This window comes from Bradyrhizobium sp. SRL28 (assembly GCF_018596315.1).
GTDB lineage: Bacteria > Pseudomonadota > Alphaproteobacteria > Rhizobiales > Xanthobacteraceae > Bradyrhizobium.
In genome coordinates this window covers 528,232-546,278 of sequence record NZ_JAHEAG010000003.1, presented here as the reverse complement: position 1 = coordinate 546,278, position 18,047 = coordinate 528,232, and the positions used below count along the sequence as shown (strand labels likewise).

Genomic DNA, 18,047 nt, shown 5'->3' with positions numbered 1-18,047 from the left:
ATCAGGGCCCAAACCGCAAGTTTCCGTCAAGCCCGGCCATGACGAGGTCTGGCGTTGACCGTGCGACACGGTTGCCCGGCCGCGTCTTGGCTGGTACCAACGCCGCCCATGGCTGAAAAACCCAAAAAACCCCAGAAACTCCGCGCCCGCCTACCGCGCGGGCTGGAAGATCGTGGCCCGGCGGCGATTGCCGCCACGCGCCAGATGGTCGAGAAAATCCGCGAAGTCTACGAGCGCTACGGTTTTGAGCCGGTGGAAACGCCGGCGATGGAATTCACCGACGCGCTCGGCAAATTCCTGCCCGACCAGGACCGGCCGAACGAGGGCGTGTTCTCGTTCCAGGACGACGACGAGCAGTGGATCTCGCTGCGCTACGATTTGACCGCGCCGCTGGCGCGCTACGTGGCGGAAAATTTCGACGCGCTTCCGAAGCCCTATCGCAGCTATCGCGCGGGTTATGTCTACCGCAACGAAAAGCCCGGCCCCGGCCGCTTTCGCCAGTTCATGCAGTTCGACGCGGATACCGTGGGCTCAGCGTCGCCCGCGGCGGATGCCGAGATGTGCATGATGGCTGCGGACACGATGGAAGCGCTGGGTATTCCCCGCGGCTCCTATCTGGTGAAGGTCAATAACCGCAAGGTGCTCGACGGCGTGCGCGACGCGCTAGGCATTGCGGATGACGGGCAATGGCTGACCGTGATGCGCGCGATCGACAAGCTCGATCGCCTCGGCATTTCGGGCGTGCAGCAACTGCTCGGTGATGGCCGCAAGGACGAATCAGGTGACTTCACCAGGGGCGCCGGCCTGAAGCCCGATGACATCGCATTGGTCGTCGGTGCGATCGAACAGGGCGCTCAGATCGACGCGCGGTTGCGCGACAGCAAGATAGGACAAGGGGGCCGCGACGAACTCGACGCGATCGGCAAGCTTGTTTTGGCATCGGGCTATGGTTCGGATCAGATCGTCATCGACCCCTCCGTCGTGCGTGGCCTCGAATATTACACCGGCCCGGTCTACGAGGTCGAACTCACCCTCGAAACCAAGGACGAAAAAGGCCGTCCCGTTCGCTTCGGCTCCGTCGGCGGCGGTGGCCGTTATGACGGCCTCGTCTCGCGCTTCCGCGGCGAGCCGGTGCCGGCGACAGGATTTTCCATCGGCGTATCGCGGCTGCAGGCCGCGCTGACGATGCTTGGAAAGGTCAACACGAAGCCGGCATTTGGCCCGGTCGTCGTCACGGTGTTCGGAGGCGAAATCGCCGACTATCAAAAGATGGTCGCTGTTCTTCGCAACGCGAATATCCGCGCCGAGCTGTATCTTGGAAATCCGAAACACAGCATTGGCCAGCAAATGAAATATGCCGACAGGCGAAATGCGCCCTGCGCGATCGTCCAGGGTTCGGACGAAAGGGCGAACGGCAAGATCCAGATCAAGGATCTCATCCTTGGTGCGGGCCTTACCGAGATCAAGGACCGCGAAGAGTATTTGAAGAAACAGGCCGAGGCTCAATACGAGGTCGACCAAGGCAAGCTCGTCGACGCCGTGCGCGAAGTCCTGGCACGCCATGACGTGAAGTGGGGATAGCCATTCATTCCAGGCGTCATGCCCGGCCTTGTGCCCGGCATCCACGTCTTGTTTGATACGGGAGATCGTAGATGGCCGGGACAAGCCCAACCATCGCGACAAGAAACGACAACGAGGAGACAACAATGCCTGAGATTACCGTGAGCATGGCCGCCGGCCGCACCGACGAGCAGAAGGCCGGCATGATGCGTGACATTACGCAGGCGCTGGTCAAGAACCTCGGCGTCGATGCCGACGCGGTGGTGATCCAGATCAACGAAGCGCCGCTGGCCCACAAGATGAAGGGCGGCAAGACGTTTGTGGAGCGCGCGGCGGCGGCGAAGAAGTAGCTCTCCATCGTCGTCCCTGCGAACGCAGGGACCCATAATCACCGATGTTAGTTGTTACTTAGGGCTGGAGCTCCAGCTTGGTGCAACATTAACGTTGGTGGTTATGGGTCCCGGCTCAAGGCCGGGACGACGTTGTAGAAGCAGTGGTGCCTCAGGATTTTCCATGGACGCACGCGAATTCATCAAGGTTGGAATGAGCGCCGAGCGGACGCTGGTCGTGCCGGCCGAGCGCACGGTCGGGCATTTCGTGCCCGACATGCCGATGGTCTATGCGACGCCGATGATGATCCTGGAAATGGAGATCGCCTCGAGCGATGCCATCAAACACCAGCTTCAGCCCGGCTGGATCACGGTTGGGACCGAGGTCGATATCCGCCATCTCGGCGCGTCCCTCGTCGGCGCGACGGTGCGGACGACGGCTAAAGTCATCGCGGTGGAGCGCCGCGTGATCCGCTTCGAGGTCGAAGCGTTCGAGGGCGATCGCAAGATCGGCGACGGCCGCCACGCCCGCGGCCTCGTCAATGTCGAGATGTTTACGAAGCGGTTTGGCGCGAAGTAGAAAAGGAGGGTGGGCAAAGCGAAGCGTGCCCACCATTCCAGACATCGGTCGCGGATAGATGGTGGGCACGCTTCGCTTTGCCCACCCTACGGATTCTCGATTACTTCGCCAGTTCCTTCGATCGCTTCGTCGCCGCGGCAATGGCGCGGATCATCAGCGGCTGCATTCCGTCCTTGCCCATCAGCACTTCCAGCGCCGCCGCCGTGGTGCCACCGGGCGAGGTGACGTTCTGGCGCAGCGTCGCGGAATCCTGTTCGGAGCGGTGCAGCAGTTCGCCGGAGCCGGCGACGGTTTCGCGCGCGAGTTTTGTGGCGAGTTCGGCCGACAGGCCGGCCTCGACGCCGGCGCGCGCCAGTTCTTCGGCGAGCAGGAACACATAGGCCGGGCCGGAGCCGGACACCGCGGTCACCGCATCCATCAGGCTTTCATCGTCGACCCATTCGACCGAGCCGGTGGCGCGCAGCAGCGCATCGGCGGTGGCGCGCTGCGCGGCGCTGACATTCTTCGCCGCGACCGCAACTGTGATGCCGCGGCCGATCGCGGCCGGCGTGTTCGGCATGGCGCGAACCACCATGCCGCCACAGACTTCTTCAAGCGCCGCAATCGTCGTACCCGCCATGATCGAGACGACGAGCGTGGACGGCCCGACGAATGACTTCAGTGCCGGCCCCGCTTCGCGGAACATCTGCGGCTTCACCGCGACCACTAGCGTATCGGCCGCGCCGGCGTCTTTCGGATTGAGACGGACGCCGTTGGCGGCGAGTGCGCTGATCTCGGGGGAGGGCTGCGGCTCGATCACCACGACGCGCTTGGCGTCGAGGCCGCCGGCCAGCCATCCCGTCAGCATCGCGCCGCCCATCTTGCCGGCGCCGGCAAGGGCGATGGTGCCGTGGAGGTTTGCGAGGGGACTAGCAGTGGTGACCGACGACGACATGCGACACTCCCTCGTCGTCCCTGCCGAGTGCGCAATTGCGCACGGGCGCAGGGACCCATAACCACAGGAGTTTTTAGTGAAGCGCGAGAAGAGCCACAAGCAGTTTGCTTGAGCCCTGAGGTCACGGCGTATGGGTCCCTGCGTTCGCAGGGACGACCGCGCGCGTGCGGAAGCGACGAGGGCCTACGCCTCGCCCTCGGTATCGAACATCGCCGCGCTCATCGCCTCCGCGGCGGTCTTCCCGGCCCAGACCACGAACTGGAACGCGGGGTAATAGCGCTCGCAGGCGTGGATGGCGCCGGCCAGCATGGCCTCGCATTGCGTGGTCGAGGCAGTCAGCCCGCCCGGCAACAGTAGCGCCTGCCGGTACATGATCATGCCGGTATGGGTCCAGATGTCGAAATGGCCGATCCATAATTGTTCGTTGATCGCCGCGATCAACCGCTGTACTTCGGCGCGGCGCGCAGGCGGAATCTTCATGTCGAAGGCGGAGGCCAGATGCAGCGCCTCGATCTCCGCCATCCAGGTGAAGGAGAGCTGATAGTCCGTCCAGCTCCCCTTGGAGACGATAGTGACTTCGTCCTCGCCGGAGCGCTCGAACGCCCAGTTGTTCTCGGCGGCAATGTCCTCGACCGCCGCGAGCGGGTTGTTCCGGGAATCGATAATGCCTTCGAGGAGGGACATGCCGTCTCGACCTTGTTTTTGAATTCTTCTGATACGCACACGGAGCACGGCGCGCGTTGAACTCGTGCGCCGCCGCCGGCTGCAATCCCCCGATCGCTGATCGCTCCGGGGCTGCCGAAACTCAACTGATGTGATTTGCGGAATCCGCGCAACTGACCCCTGAGTCCGTCCACAGGCCAAAGCGGCGTCGTCCACAACAGATCGCGGCCACAGTTATTAATGTGAGAACAAACCGGAATCGGATTCGAGCGTCGCGGAGTCTAGGGGCTGGAGAAATCGGGCCGGCCTGCCACAATGGTTAATAGATCGCTAAATGGTTAATAGATCGCTAATTTCCTTGGGATGGCCTCATTTTGCGTTCCCCGCCGCCGACACGCTCGCACATGTCGAGGCAGAGATCGGTTCCCGCCCGAAGTGTGCGCCATGTCGGGCCGGGATGTCGGCCGATGTAGTCGCTCCGCTATTGTCGGTCGAGATAGACCAGCGGCAACAGCTTTTGGAAATCACCGACGTGGTCACGCGGCTGGAGAACATTCTCGAGCTGCTCAAAGCAGACCAACAGGCGGCTTGAAGGACCGGCGGGAACGCTGCGGGCTATTTCTCGCGTGCAACCAGCGGACACGCTTCAATGGCTGTCGCCAGCCACGCGCCTTCGATTTCGACGCAGGAGCGGGAAGCATCGACGCGCAGACCATACCGCCCCAGCAAAGGTTCGCGGATCGGCTTGTGAGATTAGGTGGGGCCGTGACGACGGACCATTTCGTGCCCGAGATGCAAGCGGCGTGAGTGCTGCGAGCCGCGGCCCATTGTACTTTGCATGGGGTTGTTTTCGCGATTTGTGTCTGGGCCCTGCGGTGTACCTGCACTGCGTCCGGGACACGAGATCGTTCGTGCTTCGCGCTAACGGCTAATCGATTCGACTCCAACCCATCCCGCTGTCGGATGCCGGCTCTAAGGATTCGTGAAGCACGAGGCCGCCGCGCACGGTGGAAAGCCGGCCGTCAGCGCCAGCGGTCTTCAGCCGAGAACTGGTTGATCAGCTTCCAGGTCTCGTCGGAACTCGGCCGCCTTACTCCGGCTTGAGGCCGCCGGTGCGAACCACCTTGCCCCACTTCTCGGTTTCGTCTGCGATCAGCCTGCCGAAATCGGCCGGTGAACCCGGCATCGGATTGCCGCCGATGGCGGCAAGCTTTGCCTTCATGCCGGGATCGGCGATGGCCGCATTGATTTCCTTGTTCAGCTTCTCGACGATTTCGGCCGGCGTGTTTTTCGGCGCGGCGAAGCCGTACCACTGGCTGGCTTCATAGCCCGGCACGGAATCCGCCACCGTCGGAACCTCCGGCAGATCCGGCATGCGCGCGGCCGTGGTCACCGCGAGCGCGCGCAGCTTGCCGGTCTTGATGTGATCGGCGGTGCCGGGCGCAGCCGCAAACAGGATCTGCACCTGGCCGCCGAGCAAATCCGATAGCGCCGGCCCCTGGCCGCGATAGGGCACGTGGACCATGTTGACGCCGGTCATCATCTTGAACAACTCGCCCGCCATATGCGGCGCGCTGCCGCTGCCAGCCGATGCCATGTTGACCTTTCCCGGATTGGCTTTGGCGTAAGTGATGAATTCGGAAAGCGTCTGCGCGGGGACTGCTGGATGGACCAGCACCACCATCGGCACGCGGATGACGCCCGCGACCGGTGCGATATCGCGGACGAAATTGAAGTTCAGTTTTTCGTAGAGCGAGGCGTTGACCGCGTTCGGGACCGTTGCCAGCAGCAGTGTGTAGCCGTCAGGAGCGGCGTTCACGACCGCCTCGGTGCCGATATTGCCGCCGGCGCCGGTGCGGTTCTCGACCACGAAGGGCTGCCCGAGATGGTCGGCCAGCCACTGGCCGATCAGGCGCGCGGTGATGTCGACGCCGCCGCCGGCAGCGAAACCGGCGACGATTTTCGTCGGCCGCGTCGGATAATCGAGCGCGGACGCCAGTTGCGGCAAGACGGGGGCGGCGATGAGTGCGCCGGCGAGTTTGAGGAAATTGCGGCGAAGAAGAAGTTTCATGTCGAGCGCCCCCCTGTTTGCAGAAGCCTATCCCAACTGCCGCGGCCCGGGTAAAGGCCATCAGCGGATTACGCTTGTGCGCCCTGTTCCGGCGGCATGGGGACATGCCGATTCCCCATGTCAAAGGTGCTTGCTGACGCCCCGGCGTTGGTCATATCCTCAGGCAGGTCGTCCATTCCGGGCGGCCGATGTTCTCAGGGCGGGGTGAAAGTCCCCACCGGCGGTAAGGGTGACGTAGCCCAAGCCCGCGAGCGCCTTCTTCTCTCACGAAGTTTTCTTTGGGAAAGAAGGGTCAGCAGATTCGGTGTGAATCCGAAGCCGACGGTTACAGTCCGGATGAAAGAGAACGGTTTGCGGCGGCCTTCGCACGTTTGCGCGTAGGCCGGCGTCGTTCCGTATGCCCTGATTCTGGTCCTGAAAGAGGAAAGCCATGAATCAGATGTTGCAAGAGCCTGAAGTCCAATCCCACCCCCAAACAGTCGAAGTGAGCCACGTCCCTGACGTGCCCGAGCGTCCGCCGGCGCCGGTGTATCCGCGTTTCGTCAAGCCGCAGCGGGTCGCCTTCGTGCAGTCGTCCTGGCATCGTGACGTGGTCGAGGAATGCCGCATCGCGTTTCTCGAAGAGATCGAGGCGCGACATATCTCGCGCGCGCAAGTCGATCTGTTCGAGGTGCCGGGTTCGTTCGAGATACCCCTGCATGCGCAACTGCTCGCCAAGACGCGGCGCTACACGGCGATCGTGGCCGCAGGCCTCGTGGTCGATGGCGGCATCTACCGCCACGAATTCGTCGCCGACACCGTGATCAAGGCGCTGATGGACGTGCAGCTCAAGACCGAGGTCCCGGTATTCTCCGCGGTGCTGACGCCGCAGCAATTCCACGACAGCGCCGTGCATCACGACTTCTTCCGCAAGCATTTCGTCATCAAGGGCATCGAGGTCGCGGAAGCCTGTGCCAACACGCTGCACAGTCTTGAGCGGCTGCGCGGCCAGGTCGCGGCAGGAATCGTGTGAGATCGTCACGATTTCGAACGAAAACGCGTCAAACATGAAGTCGCGGTCCGGCTTGGCCGGACCGCGGGCCGCAGTCGCGATCGGCTGATTGTCAATTCCCCCGCCGGGTCTATAAACTCGGCGGCGGGAGGAGGCACGTCCGTGGAGACGGGCGGCCGAGACGATCATGTTCGAAGGACACGATCCCTATCTCGTCGCGCTCTCGGTGGTGATCGCGATTCTGGGTGGATACACCGGCTTCGGCCTCACCGCGCGCATCCGCGGGACGCCGGATGCCAGTCATCGCTTGTTGCTGGCGGGTGCCGCGTTCTTTCTCGCCATCGGCATCTGGACCATGCATTTCGTCGGCATGCTGGCGGCGCCGCTGCCGGCAGGCACGGTCTATCTGGTGCTGCCGACCGTCATATCGTTCCTGATCTGCACACTGGTCGTGGGTATTTCGCTGTTTTTCGTCAGTATCGGCGAGCCTTCGATGCTTCGCGTGGTGTCTTCGGCGGTGCTGCTCGGGGTCGGTATCGCCATCATGCATTATGTCGGCATGCATGGGCTCGCGGGCGATTTTGCGATGACGCATGACCGATCCATGGTGGTGCTGTCGGTCGTGATCGCGATCGCCACCGCCTACGGCGGAGTGCGGATGTTCCTCGCTCGCCAGGGCGGCGTGCAGTTGATGCTGAGCGCAGTGGCGTTCGGCATCGCGGTGCCGGGTATGCACTATACCGCGATGGCGGGGATGCATATGGTTCCGCCGTCGGCCGGATCGCATCACCACATCGAGGGGCTGGCGGCTTCGTCGCAGATGCTTTCGCTGGTGGTGACGCTGCTTTGCTTCGTGATCGCGGCGGGCTTTCTGCTGTCGCTGGTGCCCGACCCTCGCAGGAAGGTCCCGCCGGCGGTCGACGCCGTTGCCCTGGTTCCGGGTGGGGCCACTGCCGGGATGGACGTTCCCTCAACCGACACCAGCGCGGCCCCCACCAGTCCGCGACTACGGCCAACCCCGCTCGGCGGCATCGGCCAACCGCCCCGAGCCGCGCCCGTGCCCCGCTTGCCGGTCGAGGGTGTCGACGGCACCCACTTCATCGACGCCGCGGAGATCCGGAGCGTCCGGGCCGACGCCCACTACACCAAGGTCCATGACGGCATTCGGGAGCGGATGTGCCCGTGGTCGATCTCGGACGCCGAGGCGCGGCTCGACCCCGGCCTGTTCGTCCGGGTGCACCGCAGCCACATCGTGGCGATGGCGCATGTCACACTGGTTCGCAAGGAAGGCGATGGCGCGATCGTCGAACTCGACGGCCCGTCGCCGCATCGCGTGCCGGTGAGCCGGGCCAGGATCGCCGAGGTGAAGGCCCGGCTTGGCCTCGTCAGGCGGCATGCCTCCTGATTAGGTCGGCCAGGCTGACGCATTTCGTGCGCGGCTTTCCGCATTTCGTGCGATTTTCCTGTCCTTGTGCCCGCGCGATTGCGTTTTAGAACCTCTCCAATCAGCCTCCCACCAACGTCCACGCGCCAAAGAGAAGCGCCCAAAGGACGATTTGGAGGAGACGATGATCCCTGGCCCATTCAGCTATCACCGGCCGGCGACGCTGGCCGACGCGGTCAAACTGCTCTCGACCCTGGGTGATGAGGCGCGCCCGCTGGCCGGCGGCCACAGCCTGGTGCCGATGATGAAGCTCAGGCTCGCGAGCCCAGAGCATCTGGTCGATCTGCATGGTATCGCAGGCCTCAAGGGCATCCGGCGCGACGGCAACACGATCGTGATCGGCGCGATGACCACCCAGCACGAATTGCTGGCATCCGACGAGATCGGCAAGTCTTTGCCCATTCTGGACGAAACCGCGCTTCTGATCGCCGATCCTCAGGTGCGCTATCGCGGGACCATCGGCGGCAATGTCGCCAATGGCGATCCCGGCAACGACATGCCGGCGCTGATGATGACCCTGGGCGCGAGCTATCGGCTCGAAGGCGCGTCCGGCGCACGCGAGGTCGCCGCAGCTGAGTTCTACCAGGGGGCCTATTTCACGGCGCTCGAACCCGGCGAACTCCTGACCTCGATCTCCATCCCCGTACCCGCCACCGGTCACGGCTACGCCTATGAGAAGCTGAAGCGCAAGGTGGGCGACTACGCCACCGCCGCAGCCGCCGTCGTGCTGACAATGGCGGGCGGCAAGGTTGCCACTTGCAAGATCGGGCTAACGAACCTTTCGGAAACGCCGCTGCTTGCCGAGGATGCTGCGAAAGCGGTGATCGGCACCAGCCTCGATCCGGCAGCGCTGAAAATCGCCGCCGCGGCGGCGGTCGCGATCATGTCGCCGGCTGCGGACGCCCGCGGCCCGGTCGAATACCGCAAACATGTCGGCGGCATCATGGTGACGCGCGCGCTGCAGCGCGCCGTCGGCCGCGCAAGTTGAGAGGGGATCACAAAATGGCAAAAACCCATATCACCATGAAGGTGAACGGCGCCGAGGTCGAAGGCCTCGTCGAACCGCGCACGCTGCTGGTGCACTTCATCCGCGAAAATCTCTCGCTCACCGGCACCCATATCGGCTGCGAGACCACCCATTGCGGCGCCTGCACCGTCGATATCGATGGCATGTCGGTGAAAAGCTGCACCATGTTCGCCGTGCAGGCCCAAGGTTCCGACATCATGACCATCGAGGGCGTCGCCAATGCCGACGGCTCGCTGTCGGCGTTGCAGGAAGGTTTTCGGATGATGCATGGGCTGCAATGCGGCTTCTGCACGCCCGGCATGATTTTGCGCGCGCATCGGCTGCTCCAGGAGAATCCGTCTCCGAGCGAGGAAGAAATCCGGATGGGCATATCAGGCAATATCTGCCGCTGCACCGGCTACCAGAACATCGTCAAAGCCATTCAATATGCCGCCGCCAAGATCAACGGCGTTGAATTCAGGGAGGCTGCGGAATGAACGACATGACTCCCACGCGGGAACAACGCGAAGCCAAACTCGAAGGCATGGGCTGCAAGCGCAAGCGGGTCGAGGACATCCGCTTCACGCAAGGCAAGGGCAATTACGTCGACGATCTGAAGCTGCCGGGGATGCTGCATGGCGATTTCGTGCGCTCGCCGCATGCACACGCGCGCGTCAAGAAGATCGACGACACCGAGGCGCTGAAAGTGCCGGGCGTGCTGGCGGTCATCACCGCCGAGACGCTGAAGACCGTCAACCTCGCCTGGATGCCGACGCTCGCTGGCGACGTGCAGATGGTGCTGGCCGACGGCAAGGTGCTGTTCCAGAATCAGGAGGTCGCCTTCGTCGTCGCCACCGATCGCTATGCTGCCGATGACGGCATCAACAAGGTGGTGGTCGAATATGAACCGCTGCCGCCGCTGATTGATCCGTTCAAGGCGATGGACAAGGATGCGCCCGTGCTGCGCGAGGATCTCGCCGGCAAGACCACGGGCGTGCATGGCCCGCGCAAGCACCACAACCACGTCTTCGAGTGGACCGTCGGCGACAAGGACCTGACGGATGCCGCCTTCCGCAAGGCGGAGGTGACGATCAAGGAGATGATCTCCTATCATCGCACCCATCCGTCGCCGCTGGAGACCTGCCAGTGCGTCTGCTCGTTCGACAAGATCAGGGGCGAGCTGACGATCTGGGGCACCTTCCAGGCGCCGCATGTGATCCGCACGGTCGTAGCCCTGATCGCCAAAATTCCGGAACACAAGATCCATGTGATCTCGCCAGACATCGGCGGCGGTTTCGGCAACAAGGTCGGCGCCTATCCCGGCTATATCTGCGCGGCGGTCGCTTCGATTGTGACGGGCAAGCCCGTGAAGTGGGTCGAGGATCGGATCGAAAACCTGACGGCGACATCGTTCGCGCGCGATTATCACATGACGACCGAGATCGCCTCCACGAAGGAGGGTAAGGTCACGGGCTTGCGCGTGCACGTGCTGGCCGATCATGGCGCCTTCGACGCCTGCGCCGATCCCTCGAAATGGCCGGCCGGGTTCTTCAATATCGTCACGGGGTCGTATGATTTCCCGACCGCGCATCTTTCGGTCGACGGCATTTACACCAACAAAGCGCTGGGCGGCGTCGCCTATCGATGCTCGTTCCGCGTCACCGAAGCGGCGTACTGCATCGAGCGCGCGATGGATATTCTGGCGCAGAAACTCAACATGGATCCGGCCGAACTGCGGCTGAAGAATTTCATCAAGCCAGAGCAGTTCCCGTATCACTCGGCCTTGGGCTGGGAGTACGATTCCGGCGATTACCACACCGCCATGCGCAAGATGATGGAGACGGTCGACTATGCCGGCCTGCGCAAGGAGCAGGCTTTGCTGCGCGCGGCGTTCAAGCGCGGCGAGACCCGCGAGATCATGGGCCTCGGCGTGTCGTTCTTCACCGAGATCGTCGGCGCCGGTCCGTCGAAGAACTGCGACATCTTAGGGATTGCGATGTTCGATTCCTGCGAAATCCGCCTGCATCCGACCGGTGCGGGCATCGCGCGGGTCGGCTCCAAGAGCCAGGGCCAGGGCCATGAGACCACCTGGGCCCAGATCATTGCTACCGAGATCGGCATTCCCGCCGACGACATCATGGTCGAAGAGGGCAATACCGATACCGCGCCCTATGGGCTCGGCACTTACGGCTCGCGTTCGACGCCGGTGGCGGGCGCCGCCATCGCGATGGCGGCGCGCAAGATCAAAGCCAAAGCGCAGATGATCGCGGCCTACAAGCTCGAGGTGCATGAAGACGACCTCGAATGGGATATCGACGGCTTCCGCGTCAAGGGCCTGCCGGAGAAGACGATGTCGATGAAAGACATCTGCTGGGCGGCCTACAATTCGGTTCCTCCTGGCATGGAGCCGGGGCTGGAGGCGGTGAGCTACTACGATCCGCCCAACATGACCTATCCGTTCGGCGCCTATATCTGCGTCATGAACATCGACGTCGATACCGGGGTCTACAAGGTCAGGCGCTTCTACGCGCTGGACGACTGCGGCACCCGCATCAACCCGATGATCATCGAGGGCCAGGTGCATGGCGGCCTCACCGAGGCGTTCGCAATCGCGATGGGCCAGGAAATTCGCTACGATGCCGACGGCAACGTGGTCACCGGCTCGTTCATGGATTTCTTCATGCCGACCGCGGTCGAGACCCCGCATTGGGAAACTGACTTCACCGTCACGCCGTCGCCGCATCACCCGATCGGCGCCAAGGGCGTTGGCGAGAGTCCGAATGTCGGCGGCGTGCCGGCGTTCTCCAACGCGGTCAATGATGCCTTCTCGTTCCTTGGCTCCACCCATATCCAGATGCCGCATGATTACTGGCGTAACTGGAAGGCAGCGAAGGATCTGGGAGCCGTTGCGTAGTCTCTCGTCATTGCGAGCGCAGCGAAGCAATCCATGGCGGCGCGAAGAAAGAATGGATTGCTTCGTCGCTTCGCTCCTCGCAATGACGACTGATGCAGCAAGCCAAGGTCTCAGACCCTCATGGTGAGGAGCCCGCCGCAGGCGGGCGTCTCGAACCATGAGGCCACCGGAGAAGCAATGAAGAACCGCGAAGAGATCGCGCAAGCATTGGCGGCGTCAGGCTATATCGCCGACGGCGAACTCGCGACCGCGATCTCGCTGATGCAACTGCTCAGACGTCCGCTGCTGCTGGAAGGCGAGGCGGGCGTCGGCAAGACCGAAGTGGCGAAAGCGCTGGCGGCAGCGCACGCGACCGCGTTGATCCGGTTGCAATGCTACGAGGGGCTGGATCAATCGTCCGCACTCTATGAGTGGAACTACCAGCGGCAATTGCTTGCGATCCAGGCGCATCGCGGCAGCGATGCCGACGCCATCGAAGACCAGATCTTTTCGGAAAAATACCTGCTGGAGCGGCCGTTACTGGCCGCCATCAGGCGCGACAAGCCGCCGGTGCTGCTGATCGACGAGATCGATCGCGCGGACGACGAGTTCGAGGCGTTCCTGCTCGAACTGTTGTCGGACTTCCAGGTCTCGATCCCTGAGCTCGGTACGATCAAGGCAACCACGATCCCGCATGTGGTGCTGACCTCAAACGGCACGCGCGAACTCTCTGACGCGCTGCGCCGCCGCTGCCTTTATCACTATGTCGATTACCCCGATGTCGATCGCGAAGCGCGCATCATCATGGCGCGGATCGATGGCGCCAGCGCGTCGCTGTCGCTGCAGATCGCGCGCATGGTCGAAGGCATCCGCAAAGAAGAACTGCGCAAGGTCCCGGGCGTCGCGGAGACGCTGGACTGGGCGGCGGCTCTGGTCGGGCTCGATGTGCGCGATCTGCACGACGCGCCTGAAACGGTCCACGAAACCCTGATGTGCCTGCTCAAGACGTATGAGGATAAGTCGCGGGTCACGCGCGAGGTCAGCGAACGCCTGTTGGGGAAGGTCGCATGAGCTGCTGCGGCACCAGTCCCGGCTACGAAGAGCTCGACGAGGTCTCGCGCCTCGTCTCGTCAAGGCTCGCCGCGTTTCTCAAAACCCTGCGCGACAGCGGATTCGCCGTAGGCCTTGCCGAAGGCCAGGACGCGGCAGAATTGATGACGGCTGGCTACGCGGCCAAACCGGGCCTGTTGCGTTCGGCGTTCAAGCACCTGTTCTCGGCGCGGAAGTCTGACTGGGAAAAATTCGACGGCATTTTCGACGCGTTCTGGCTAGGCAAGCGCGTGCGGTCGCGGTTGATAACCACGGGCTCGTCAAAGTCCGCGAGCAATCCGTCGCTGAAGAGCCTGGCTGACAGCCAGCGATCCAGCGGCGAGGCGGCGATGGATCAGGTTCCTTCCACCGACGATGCCGGCGCCGATCGCGCCGGCGAAGGCCGCATGGAAGGGGCCTCACGTGCCGACAATCTGGCCGAGGTGGATTTCCGTAAACTGGCCGATCCCGCGCAAATCGAGCAGGCGCATGAAGCGGCCGCGCGGCTGGCACGGGCGATGCGTACGCGGCTGACGCGGCGCGATCTGGCGCGGCGGCGCGGCTACCGGCTCGATCTGCGCCGGACTATTCACGGCAATATCAGCCACGGCGGCGTGCCGATCGACCTCGTCAAGCGGCAGCGCAAGGAAAAACCGTTGCGGCTCGTCATGCTGCTCGATGCTTCCGGCTCGATGAGCATGTACACCGGCGTATTCCTGCGTTTCATCCACGGCGTACTCGATCAGTTTCGCGAGGCCGAGGCGTTCCTGTTCCACACGCGGCTGGCGCACGTGTCAGATGCGATGAAGGAAAAGGACGCTGCGCGCGCACTCGATCGTCTCTCGATCATGGCGCAGGGCGCAGGCGGCGGCACCAGGATCGGTGAGAGCCTGCAGACGTTCAATCGCTGGCACGCCGCGCGCGTCGTTCATTCGCGCACCGTCGTGATGATCGTGTCCGACGGCTACGAGACCGGCGACGCCGCGCTGCTGGGCCGCGAGATGGCGGCGCTCGGCCACCGCTGCCGCCGCATCGTCTGGCTCAATCCGATGATGGCGTGGGAGGGCTACGCACCCGAAGCCGCAGGCATCAAGGCGGCGCTGCCGCACGTCGATCTCTACGCGCCGGCCAATACGCTCAATAGCCTGACTGCGCTCGAACCCTATTTGGCGAAACTATAGATGGGCCACACAATGAGCGCGCATGTCGAAGTGATGGATCTGGTCGCGCAGATGAAATCCGCCGAGCAGCCGTTCGTGCTGGCGACGGTGGTGCGCACGGTGTCGGTGACGGCGGCGAAAGCCGGCGCGAAGGCGATCATTCGCCCTGATGGCACCATCGTGGCGGGCTGGATCGGCGGCGGCTGCGCGCGGGGCGCGGTGCTGAAAGCCGCACGCGAAGCGCTGCTGGACGGCGAGCCGCGCATGGTGTCGGTGCGGCCCGAAAATCTCCTCGCCGAACTCGGCGTCAAGCCGGGCGATAATCGCGAGGGCATCCGCTTCGCCAGCAACATGTGTCCGAGCAAGGGGACCATGGATATTTTCGTCGAGCCGGTGCTGCCGCATCCCTCGCTGGTGATCTTCGGCGCAAGTCCGGTCGCGATGTCGCTGGCCGCGCAGGGTCGGCAGCTCGGCTATCACGTCACGCTGGCCGCGCCGGCCGCCGATATCGCCGCCGAGCCAGATGCCCATGTCATCGTCGACGGCTTCGCGCCCCGCTACCTCAACGATGCCAGGCGTTTCGTCGTGGTCTCTACCCAGGGCAAGGGCGATGAGGCCGCCTTGCGCGCCGCGCTCGCCATCAAGGCCGAGTATCACGCCTTCGTCGGCAGCCGCCGCAAGATGGCGGCGTTGCGCGAAAAGCTCGTGGCCGGCGGATCGGAGGCGGTCGCGATCGACCGCGTCAAGGCGCCGGCCGGGCTCGATCTCGGCGCGATCACGCCGGAAGAGATCGCGATGTCGATCCTCGCCGAAATCACCGTCGAACGCCGGCGCGGCCAGCGCACGGCCAATCCCGCAGAAAGTTAAGGACTGACCATGCAGATGAACGACAGCCAGCGCATCCTGGCCTCGAAGGAAGCGGTCTGGGCGGCGCTCAACGATCCCGAGATTTTGAAGCAGTGCATCCCCGGCTGTCAGTCCCTCGACATGTCCTCACCCACCGAGATGACCGCAACCGTCGTCTTCAAGGTCGGGCCCGTGAAGGCGACCTTCGGCGGCAAGGTGACCCTGTCCGATCTCGACCCGCCGAACAGCTATCGGATTTCGGGCGAGGGGTCTGGCGGGGTGGCCGGTTTCGCCAAGGGCGGCGCGCTCGTGCGCCTCGAAGCGGAAGGGCCTGACTTCACGGTGCTGCACTACGACGTCGACGCGCAGATCGGCGGCAAGCTCGCCCAGCTCGGCGCCCGGCTGATCGATTCCACGGCAAGAAAACTTGCAGCCGAATTCTTCAAGTCGTTCGGCGAGGTGGTCGGAAAGAACGTCGCGGCCGGCGTTTAGCGCCGGAATTCGTTTCCCGGTCTGGACCGGCTTTCAGCTATGCTGCCGCCGGTCGTATCACTGGACAGGAGCGCGGACGTCATGGCCGAACAAAAATCTTCCGATTGGCTCGGCCTGTCTGGCCGTGTCTGTGTGGTGACAGGTGGCGGCGGCGGGATCGGCCGCGCTGTTGCCATCAGTTTCGCCCAGGCCGGCGCGCGTGTCGCCGCCATCGATCTTGATGAACGCGGCCTCGAGGTGACGCGCGCCGAACTCGGCAAGTTCGGTACTGACCATGTCATCGCCCGTTGCGACACGTCGAGCGTCGAGAGCGTCACCGCCGCATCCGAGACCATCGAGAAATCGCTGGGACCGTGCCACGTGCTGGTCAACACCGCCGCCGTGCTGCGGCCCGGCGCGCTCGACAGCCTGTCCCTGGCCGAATGGAACAGCGTCCTCGCGGTCAATCTGACCGGCTACTTCGTCTGCGCGCAGGTTTTCGGCCGGCAGATGCGCGAGCATCGCCGCGGCAGCCTGGTTCATGTGGCGTCGATCGCCGGCAGCAACGCGCAGGGGCAGAGCGGTGCCTACAGCGTCAGCAAGGCCGGCGTGATCATGCTGTCGCAGCAACTCGCCAACGAATGGGGACCGCACGGCATCCGCAGCAACGTCGTCAGCCCCGGCATGGTGATCACGCCGATGAGCCAGGCCTTCTACGATACGCCTGGAGTCACCGAGCGACGCGCAGCGGTGGTGCCGATGCGGCGGGTCGGCATGCCGCAGGATATGGCCGACGCGATCCTGTTCCTCGCCAGTGACCGTGCATCCTACGTCAACGGTGACGAGATCACCGTTGATGGCGGTTATGCCAATATGCTGATGAATCTGGTGCCGCGGCCGGGGTTCGAGTGATGACGCCGTAGGGTGGGCAAAGCGAAGCGTGCCCACCATCTATCCCGAAGCGGCATCGTGAATGGTGGGCACGCTGCGCTTTGCCCACCCTACAAGCTACAAGCCTGCCTCAGTCGAACAGGCTCGACACCGATTCTTCCGACGCGGTGCGGCTGATCGCTTCCGCGATCAGCGGCGCGATCGACAGCGTGCGGATGTTTGCGGCCTTGGTGACTGCTTCCGTCGGCAGGATCGAGTCGGTGATGACGAGCTCTTTCAGCTTCGACGAGGCGATGCGCGCGGCAGCGCCGCCCGACAGCACGCCATGGGAGATGTAGGCGTAGACATCCTTGGCACCGTTGGCGATCAGCGCGTCGGCCGCATTCACCAGCGTGCCGCCGGAATCCACGATGTCGTCGACCAGGATGCAGGTGTAGCCGGCGACATCGCCGATCACGTTCATGACCTCGGATTCCCCGGCGCGCTCGCGGCGCTTATCGATGATCGCCAGCGGGGCGTTGATGCGCTTGGCGAGGCCGCGGGCGCGTGCCACGCCACCGACATCGGGCGACACCACCATGACGCTGGTGAGGTCGGAGCTTTCCTTGATATCCCGCACCATCACCGGCGAGGCGTAGAGGTTGTCGGTCGGAATATCGAAGAAGCCCTGGATCTGTTCGGCGTGCAGATCGAGCGTCATCACCCGGTCGACGCCGGCGCGGCTGATCAGATTGGCCACCAGCTTGGCTGAGATCGGCGAGCGCGAACCAACTTTGCGGTCCTGCCGGGCGTAGCCGAAATAAGGGACCACCGCAGTGATTCGGCGCGCCGACGCCCGCCGCAGCGCATCGGTGATGATCAGCAATTCCATCAGGTGGTCGTTGGCGGGAAACGACGTCGACTGGATGATGAAAACGTCGGAGCCGCGCACGTTTTCCTGGATCTGGACAAAGATTTCCATGTCGGCGAAACGCCGCACCACGGCCTTGGTAAGCGGCAGGCGAAGCCAATTGGCGATTTCCAGCGCCAGCGCGGGATTGGAATTGCCGGCGACGAGCTTGATGGAGCCGTTCTTGGCCGACATCGATCCTTCTCCTCGCGCCTTGCTGGATACGATGT

18 protein-coding genes and 1 riboswitch are annotated in these 18,047 nt (G+C 63.7%); of the genes, 14 read left to right on the top strand and 4 right to left on the bottom strand.

Going from position 1 to position 18,047, the window contains the following annotated elements; translation table 11 throughout:
• The first annotated feature begins 108 nt into the window (after positions 1-108).
• From hisS to KIP88_RS10545, 3 genes are all read left to right on the top strand, one after another.
• Positions 109-1,581 carry a histidine--tRNA ligase gene (gene hisS, locus KIP88_RS10555; protein ID WP_214487810.1) on the top strand — a complete coding sequence of 491 codons (1,473 nt, stop codon included), beginning with the start codon at positions 109-111 and terminating at the stop codon, positions 1,579-1,581.
• 125 nt (positions 1,582-1,706) lie between these two features.
• Positions 1,707-1,910, top strand: a complete 204-nt coding sequence (locus tag KIP88_RS10550) for a tautomerase family protein (protein ID WP_025590867.1) — start codon at positions 1,707-1,709, stop codon at positions 1,908-1,910.
• Between the two features lie 163 nt (positions 1,911-2,073).
• Complete coding sequence (locus KIP88_RS10545) at positions 2,074-2,469, top strand: thioesterase family protein (RefSeq protein WP_214487809.1); 396 nt, start codon at positions 2,074-2,076, stop codon at positions 2,467-2,469.
• Positions 2,470-2,569: 100 nt separating this feature from the next.
• On the opposite strand, the gene proC is transcribed toward KIP88_RS10545, so the two are convergent.
• Together proC and KIP88_RS10535 are read right to left on the bottom strand one after the other, a co-directional pair.
• Entirely contained in the window at positions 2,570-3,403 is an 834-nt protein-coding gene (gene proC, locus KIP88_RS10540; protein ID WP_214487808.1) for a pyrroline-5-carboxylate reductase, read from the bottom strand.
• Positions 3,404-3,586: 183 nt separating this feature from the next.
• Entirely contained in the window at positions 3,587-4,087 is a 501-nt protein-coding gene (locus KIP88_RS10535) for a YbjN domain-containing protein (protein ID WP_214487807.1), read from the bottom strand.
• 436 nt (positions 4,088-4,523) lie between these two features.
• Between KIP88_RS10535 and KIP88_RS47850 the strand changes: the two genes are divergently transcribed.
• A complete protein-coding gene (locus tag KIP88_RS47850) occupies positions 4,524-4,658 on the top strand; it encodes an LON peptidase substrate-binding domain-containing protein (RefSeq protein WP_283848504.1) in 135 nt (44 codons plus the stop codon).
• A 498-nt stretch (positions 4,659-5,156) separates the two neighbouring features.
• On the opposite strand, the gene KIP88_RS10530 is transcribed toward KIP88_RS47850, so the two are convergent.
• On the bottom strand, positions 5,157-6,137 hold the full coding sequence (locus KIP88_RS10530) for a tripartite tricarboxylate transporter substrate binding protein (protein WP_214487806.1): 981 nt from the start codon (positions 6,135-6,137) through the stop codon (positions 5,157-5,159).
• Positions 6,138-6,323: 186 nt separating this feature from the next.
• Positions 6,324-6,489, top strand: a riboswitch (FMN riboswitch).
• A 78-nt stretch (positions 6,490-6,567) separates the two neighbouring features.
• On the opposite strand from KIP88_RS10530, the gene KIP88_RS10525 reads away from it, so the two are divergent.
• From KIP88_RS10525 to KIP88_RS10480, 10 genes are all read left to right on the top strand, one after another.
• Complete coding sequence (locus KIP88_RS10525) at positions 6,568-7,149, top strand: 6,7-dimethyl-8-ribityllumazine synthase (RefSeq protein WP_214487805.1); 582 nt, start codon at positions 6,568-6,570, stop codon at positions 7,147-7,149.
• 166 nt (positions 7,150-7,315) lie between these two features.
• Positions 7,316-8,533: an MHYT domain-containing protein gene (locus KIP88_RS10520; RefSeq protein ID WP_214487804.1), complete on the top strand. Its 1,218-nt coding sequence runs from the start codon at positions 7,316-7,318 to the stop codon at positions 8,531-8,533.
• Between the two features lie 163 nt (positions 8,534-8,696).
• Positions 8,697-9,560: a xanthine dehydrogenase family protein subunit M gene (locus tag KIP88_RS10515; protein ID WP_214487803.1), complete on the top strand. Its 864-nt coding sequence runs from the start codon at positions 8,697-8,699 to the stop codon at positions 9,558-9,560.
• 14 nt (positions 9,561-9,574) lie between these two features.
• A complete protein-coding gene (locus KIP88_RS10510; RefSeq protein ID WP_214487802.1) occupies positions 9,575-10,075 on the top strand; it encodes a (2Fe-2S)-binding protein in 501 nt (166 codons plus the stop codon).
• Complete coding sequence (locus KIP88_RS10505) at positions 10,072-12,492, top strand: aerobic carbon-monoxide dehydrogenase large subunit (RefSeq protein WP_214487801.1); 2,421 nt, start codon at positions 10,072-10,074, stop codon at positions 12,490-12,492. The genes KIP88_RS10510 and KIP88_RS10505 overlap by 4 nt, the downstream gene beginning before the upstream one ends.
• A gap of 177 nt (positions 12,493-12,669) precedes the next feature.
• Positions 12,670-13,542, top strand: coding sequence for a MoxR family ATPase (locus KIP88_RS10500; RefSeq protein ID WP_214487800.1), 873 nt, complete (start codon positions 12,670-12,672; stop codon positions 13,540-13,542).
• Entirely contained in the window at positions 13,539-14,741 is a 1,203-nt protein-coding gene (locus KIP88_RS10495) for a VWA domain-containing protein (protein WP_214487799.1), read from the top strand. The genes KIP88_RS10500 and KIP88_RS10495 overlap by 4 nt, the downstream gene beginning before the upstream one ends.
• A gap of 12 nt (positions 14,742-14,753) precedes the next feature.
• Positions 14,754-15,587, top strand: coding sequence for an XdhC family protein (locus KIP88_RS10490; protein ID WP_214488023.1), 834 nt, complete (start codon positions 14,754-14,756; stop codon positions 15,585-15,587).
• Between the two features lie 9 nt (positions 15,588-15,596).
• Positions 15,597-16,058 carry a carbon monoxide dehydrogenase subunit G gene (locus KIP88_RS10485; protein ID WP_214487798.1) on the top strand — a complete coding sequence of 154 codons (462 nt, stop codon included), beginning with the start codon at positions 15,597-15,599 and terminating at the stop codon, positions 16,056-16,058.
• Between the two features lie 81 nt (positions 16,059-16,139).
• A complete protein-coding gene (locus tag KIP88_RS10480) occupies positions 16,140-16,949 on the top strand; it encodes an SDR family NAD(P)-dependent oxidoreductase (RefSeq protein WP_214487797.1) in 810 nt (269 codons plus the stop codon).
• A 109-nt stretch (positions 16,950-17,058) separates the two neighbouring features.
• On the opposite strand, the gene KIP88_RS10475 is transcribed toward KIP88_RS10480, so the two are convergent.
• Positions 17,059-18,012 (bottom strand): ribose-phosphate pyrophosphokinase, encoded by a 954-nt coding sequence (locus KIP88_RS10475; protein WP_214487796.1) that lies wholly within the window; start codon positions 18,010-18,012, stop codon positions 17,059-17,061.
• Positions 18,013-18,047: the final 35 nt, after the last annotated feature.

Coding starts and splice junctions, on each gene's coding strand:
- KIP88_RS10510 (WP_214487802.1), top strand. CDS start 9,575: ATGGCAAAAACCCATATCACCATGAAGGTGAACGGCGCCGAGGTCGAA.
- proC (WP_214487808.1), bottom strand. CDS start 3,403: ATGTCGTCGTCGGTCACCACTGCTAGTCCCCTCGCAAACCTCCACGGC.
- KIP88_RS10530 (WP_214487806.1), bottom strand. CDS start 6,137: ATGAAACTTCTTCTTCGCCGCAATTTCCTCAAACTCGCCGGCGCACTC.
- KIP88_RS10475 (WP_214487796.1), bottom strand. CDS start 18,012: ATGTCGGCCAAGAACGGCTCCATCAAGCTCGTCGCCGGCAATTCCAAT.
- KIP88_RS10490 (WP_214488023.1), top strand. CDS start 14,754: ATGAGCGCGCATGTCGAAGTGATGGATCTGGTCGCGCAGATGAAATCC.
- KIP88_RS47850 (WP_283848504.1), top strand. CDS start 4,524: ATGTCGGCCGATGTAGTCGCTCCGCTATTGTCGGTCGAGATAGACCAG.
- KIP88_RS10495 (WP_214487799.1), top strand. CDS start 13,539: ATGAGCTGCTGCGGCACCAGTCCCGGCTACGAAGAGCTCGACGAGGTC.
- KIP88_RS10545 (WP_214487809.1), top strand. CDS start 2,074: ATGGACGCACGCGAATTCATCAAGGTTGGAATGAGCGCCGAGCGGACG.
- KIP88_RS10535 (WP_214487807.1), bottom strand. CDS start 4,087: ATGTCCCTCCTCGAAGGCATTATCGATTCCCGGAACAACCCGCTCGCG.
- KIP88_RS10480 (WP_214487797.1), top strand. CDS start 16,140: ATGGCCGAACAAAAATCTTCCGATTGGCTCGGCCTGTCTGGCCGTGTC.
- hisS (WP_214487810.1), top strand. CDS start 109: ATGGCTGAAAAACCCAAAAAACCCCAGAAACTCCGCGCCCGCCTACCG.
- KIP88_RS10525 (WP_214487805.1), top strand. CDS start 6,568: ATGAATCAGATGTTGCAAGAGCCTGAAGTCCAATCCCACCCCCAAACA.
- KIP88_RS10515 (WP_214487803.1), top strand. CDS start 8,697: ATGATCCCTGGCCCATTCAGCTATCACCGGCCGGCGACGCTGGCCGAC.
- KIP88_RS10520 (WP_214487804.1), top strand. CDS start 7,316: ATGTTCGAAGGACACGATCCCTATCTCGTCGCGCTCTCGGTGGTGATC.
- KIP88_RS10550 (WP_025590867.1), top strand. CDS start 1,707: ATGCCTGAGATTACCGTGAGCATGGCCGCCGGCCGCACCGACGAGCAG.
- KIP88_RS10500 (WP_214487800.1), top strand. CDS start 12,670: ATGAAGAACCGCGAAGAGATCGCGCAAGCATTGGCGGCGTCAGGCTAT.
- KIP88_RS10485 (WP_214487798.1), top strand. CDS start 15,597: ATGCAGATGAACGACAGCCAGCGCATCCTGGCCTCGAAGGAAGCGGTC.
- KIP88_RS10505 (WP_214487801.1), top strand. CDS start 10,072: ATGAACGACATGACTCCCACGCGGGAACAACGCGAAGCCAAACTCGAA.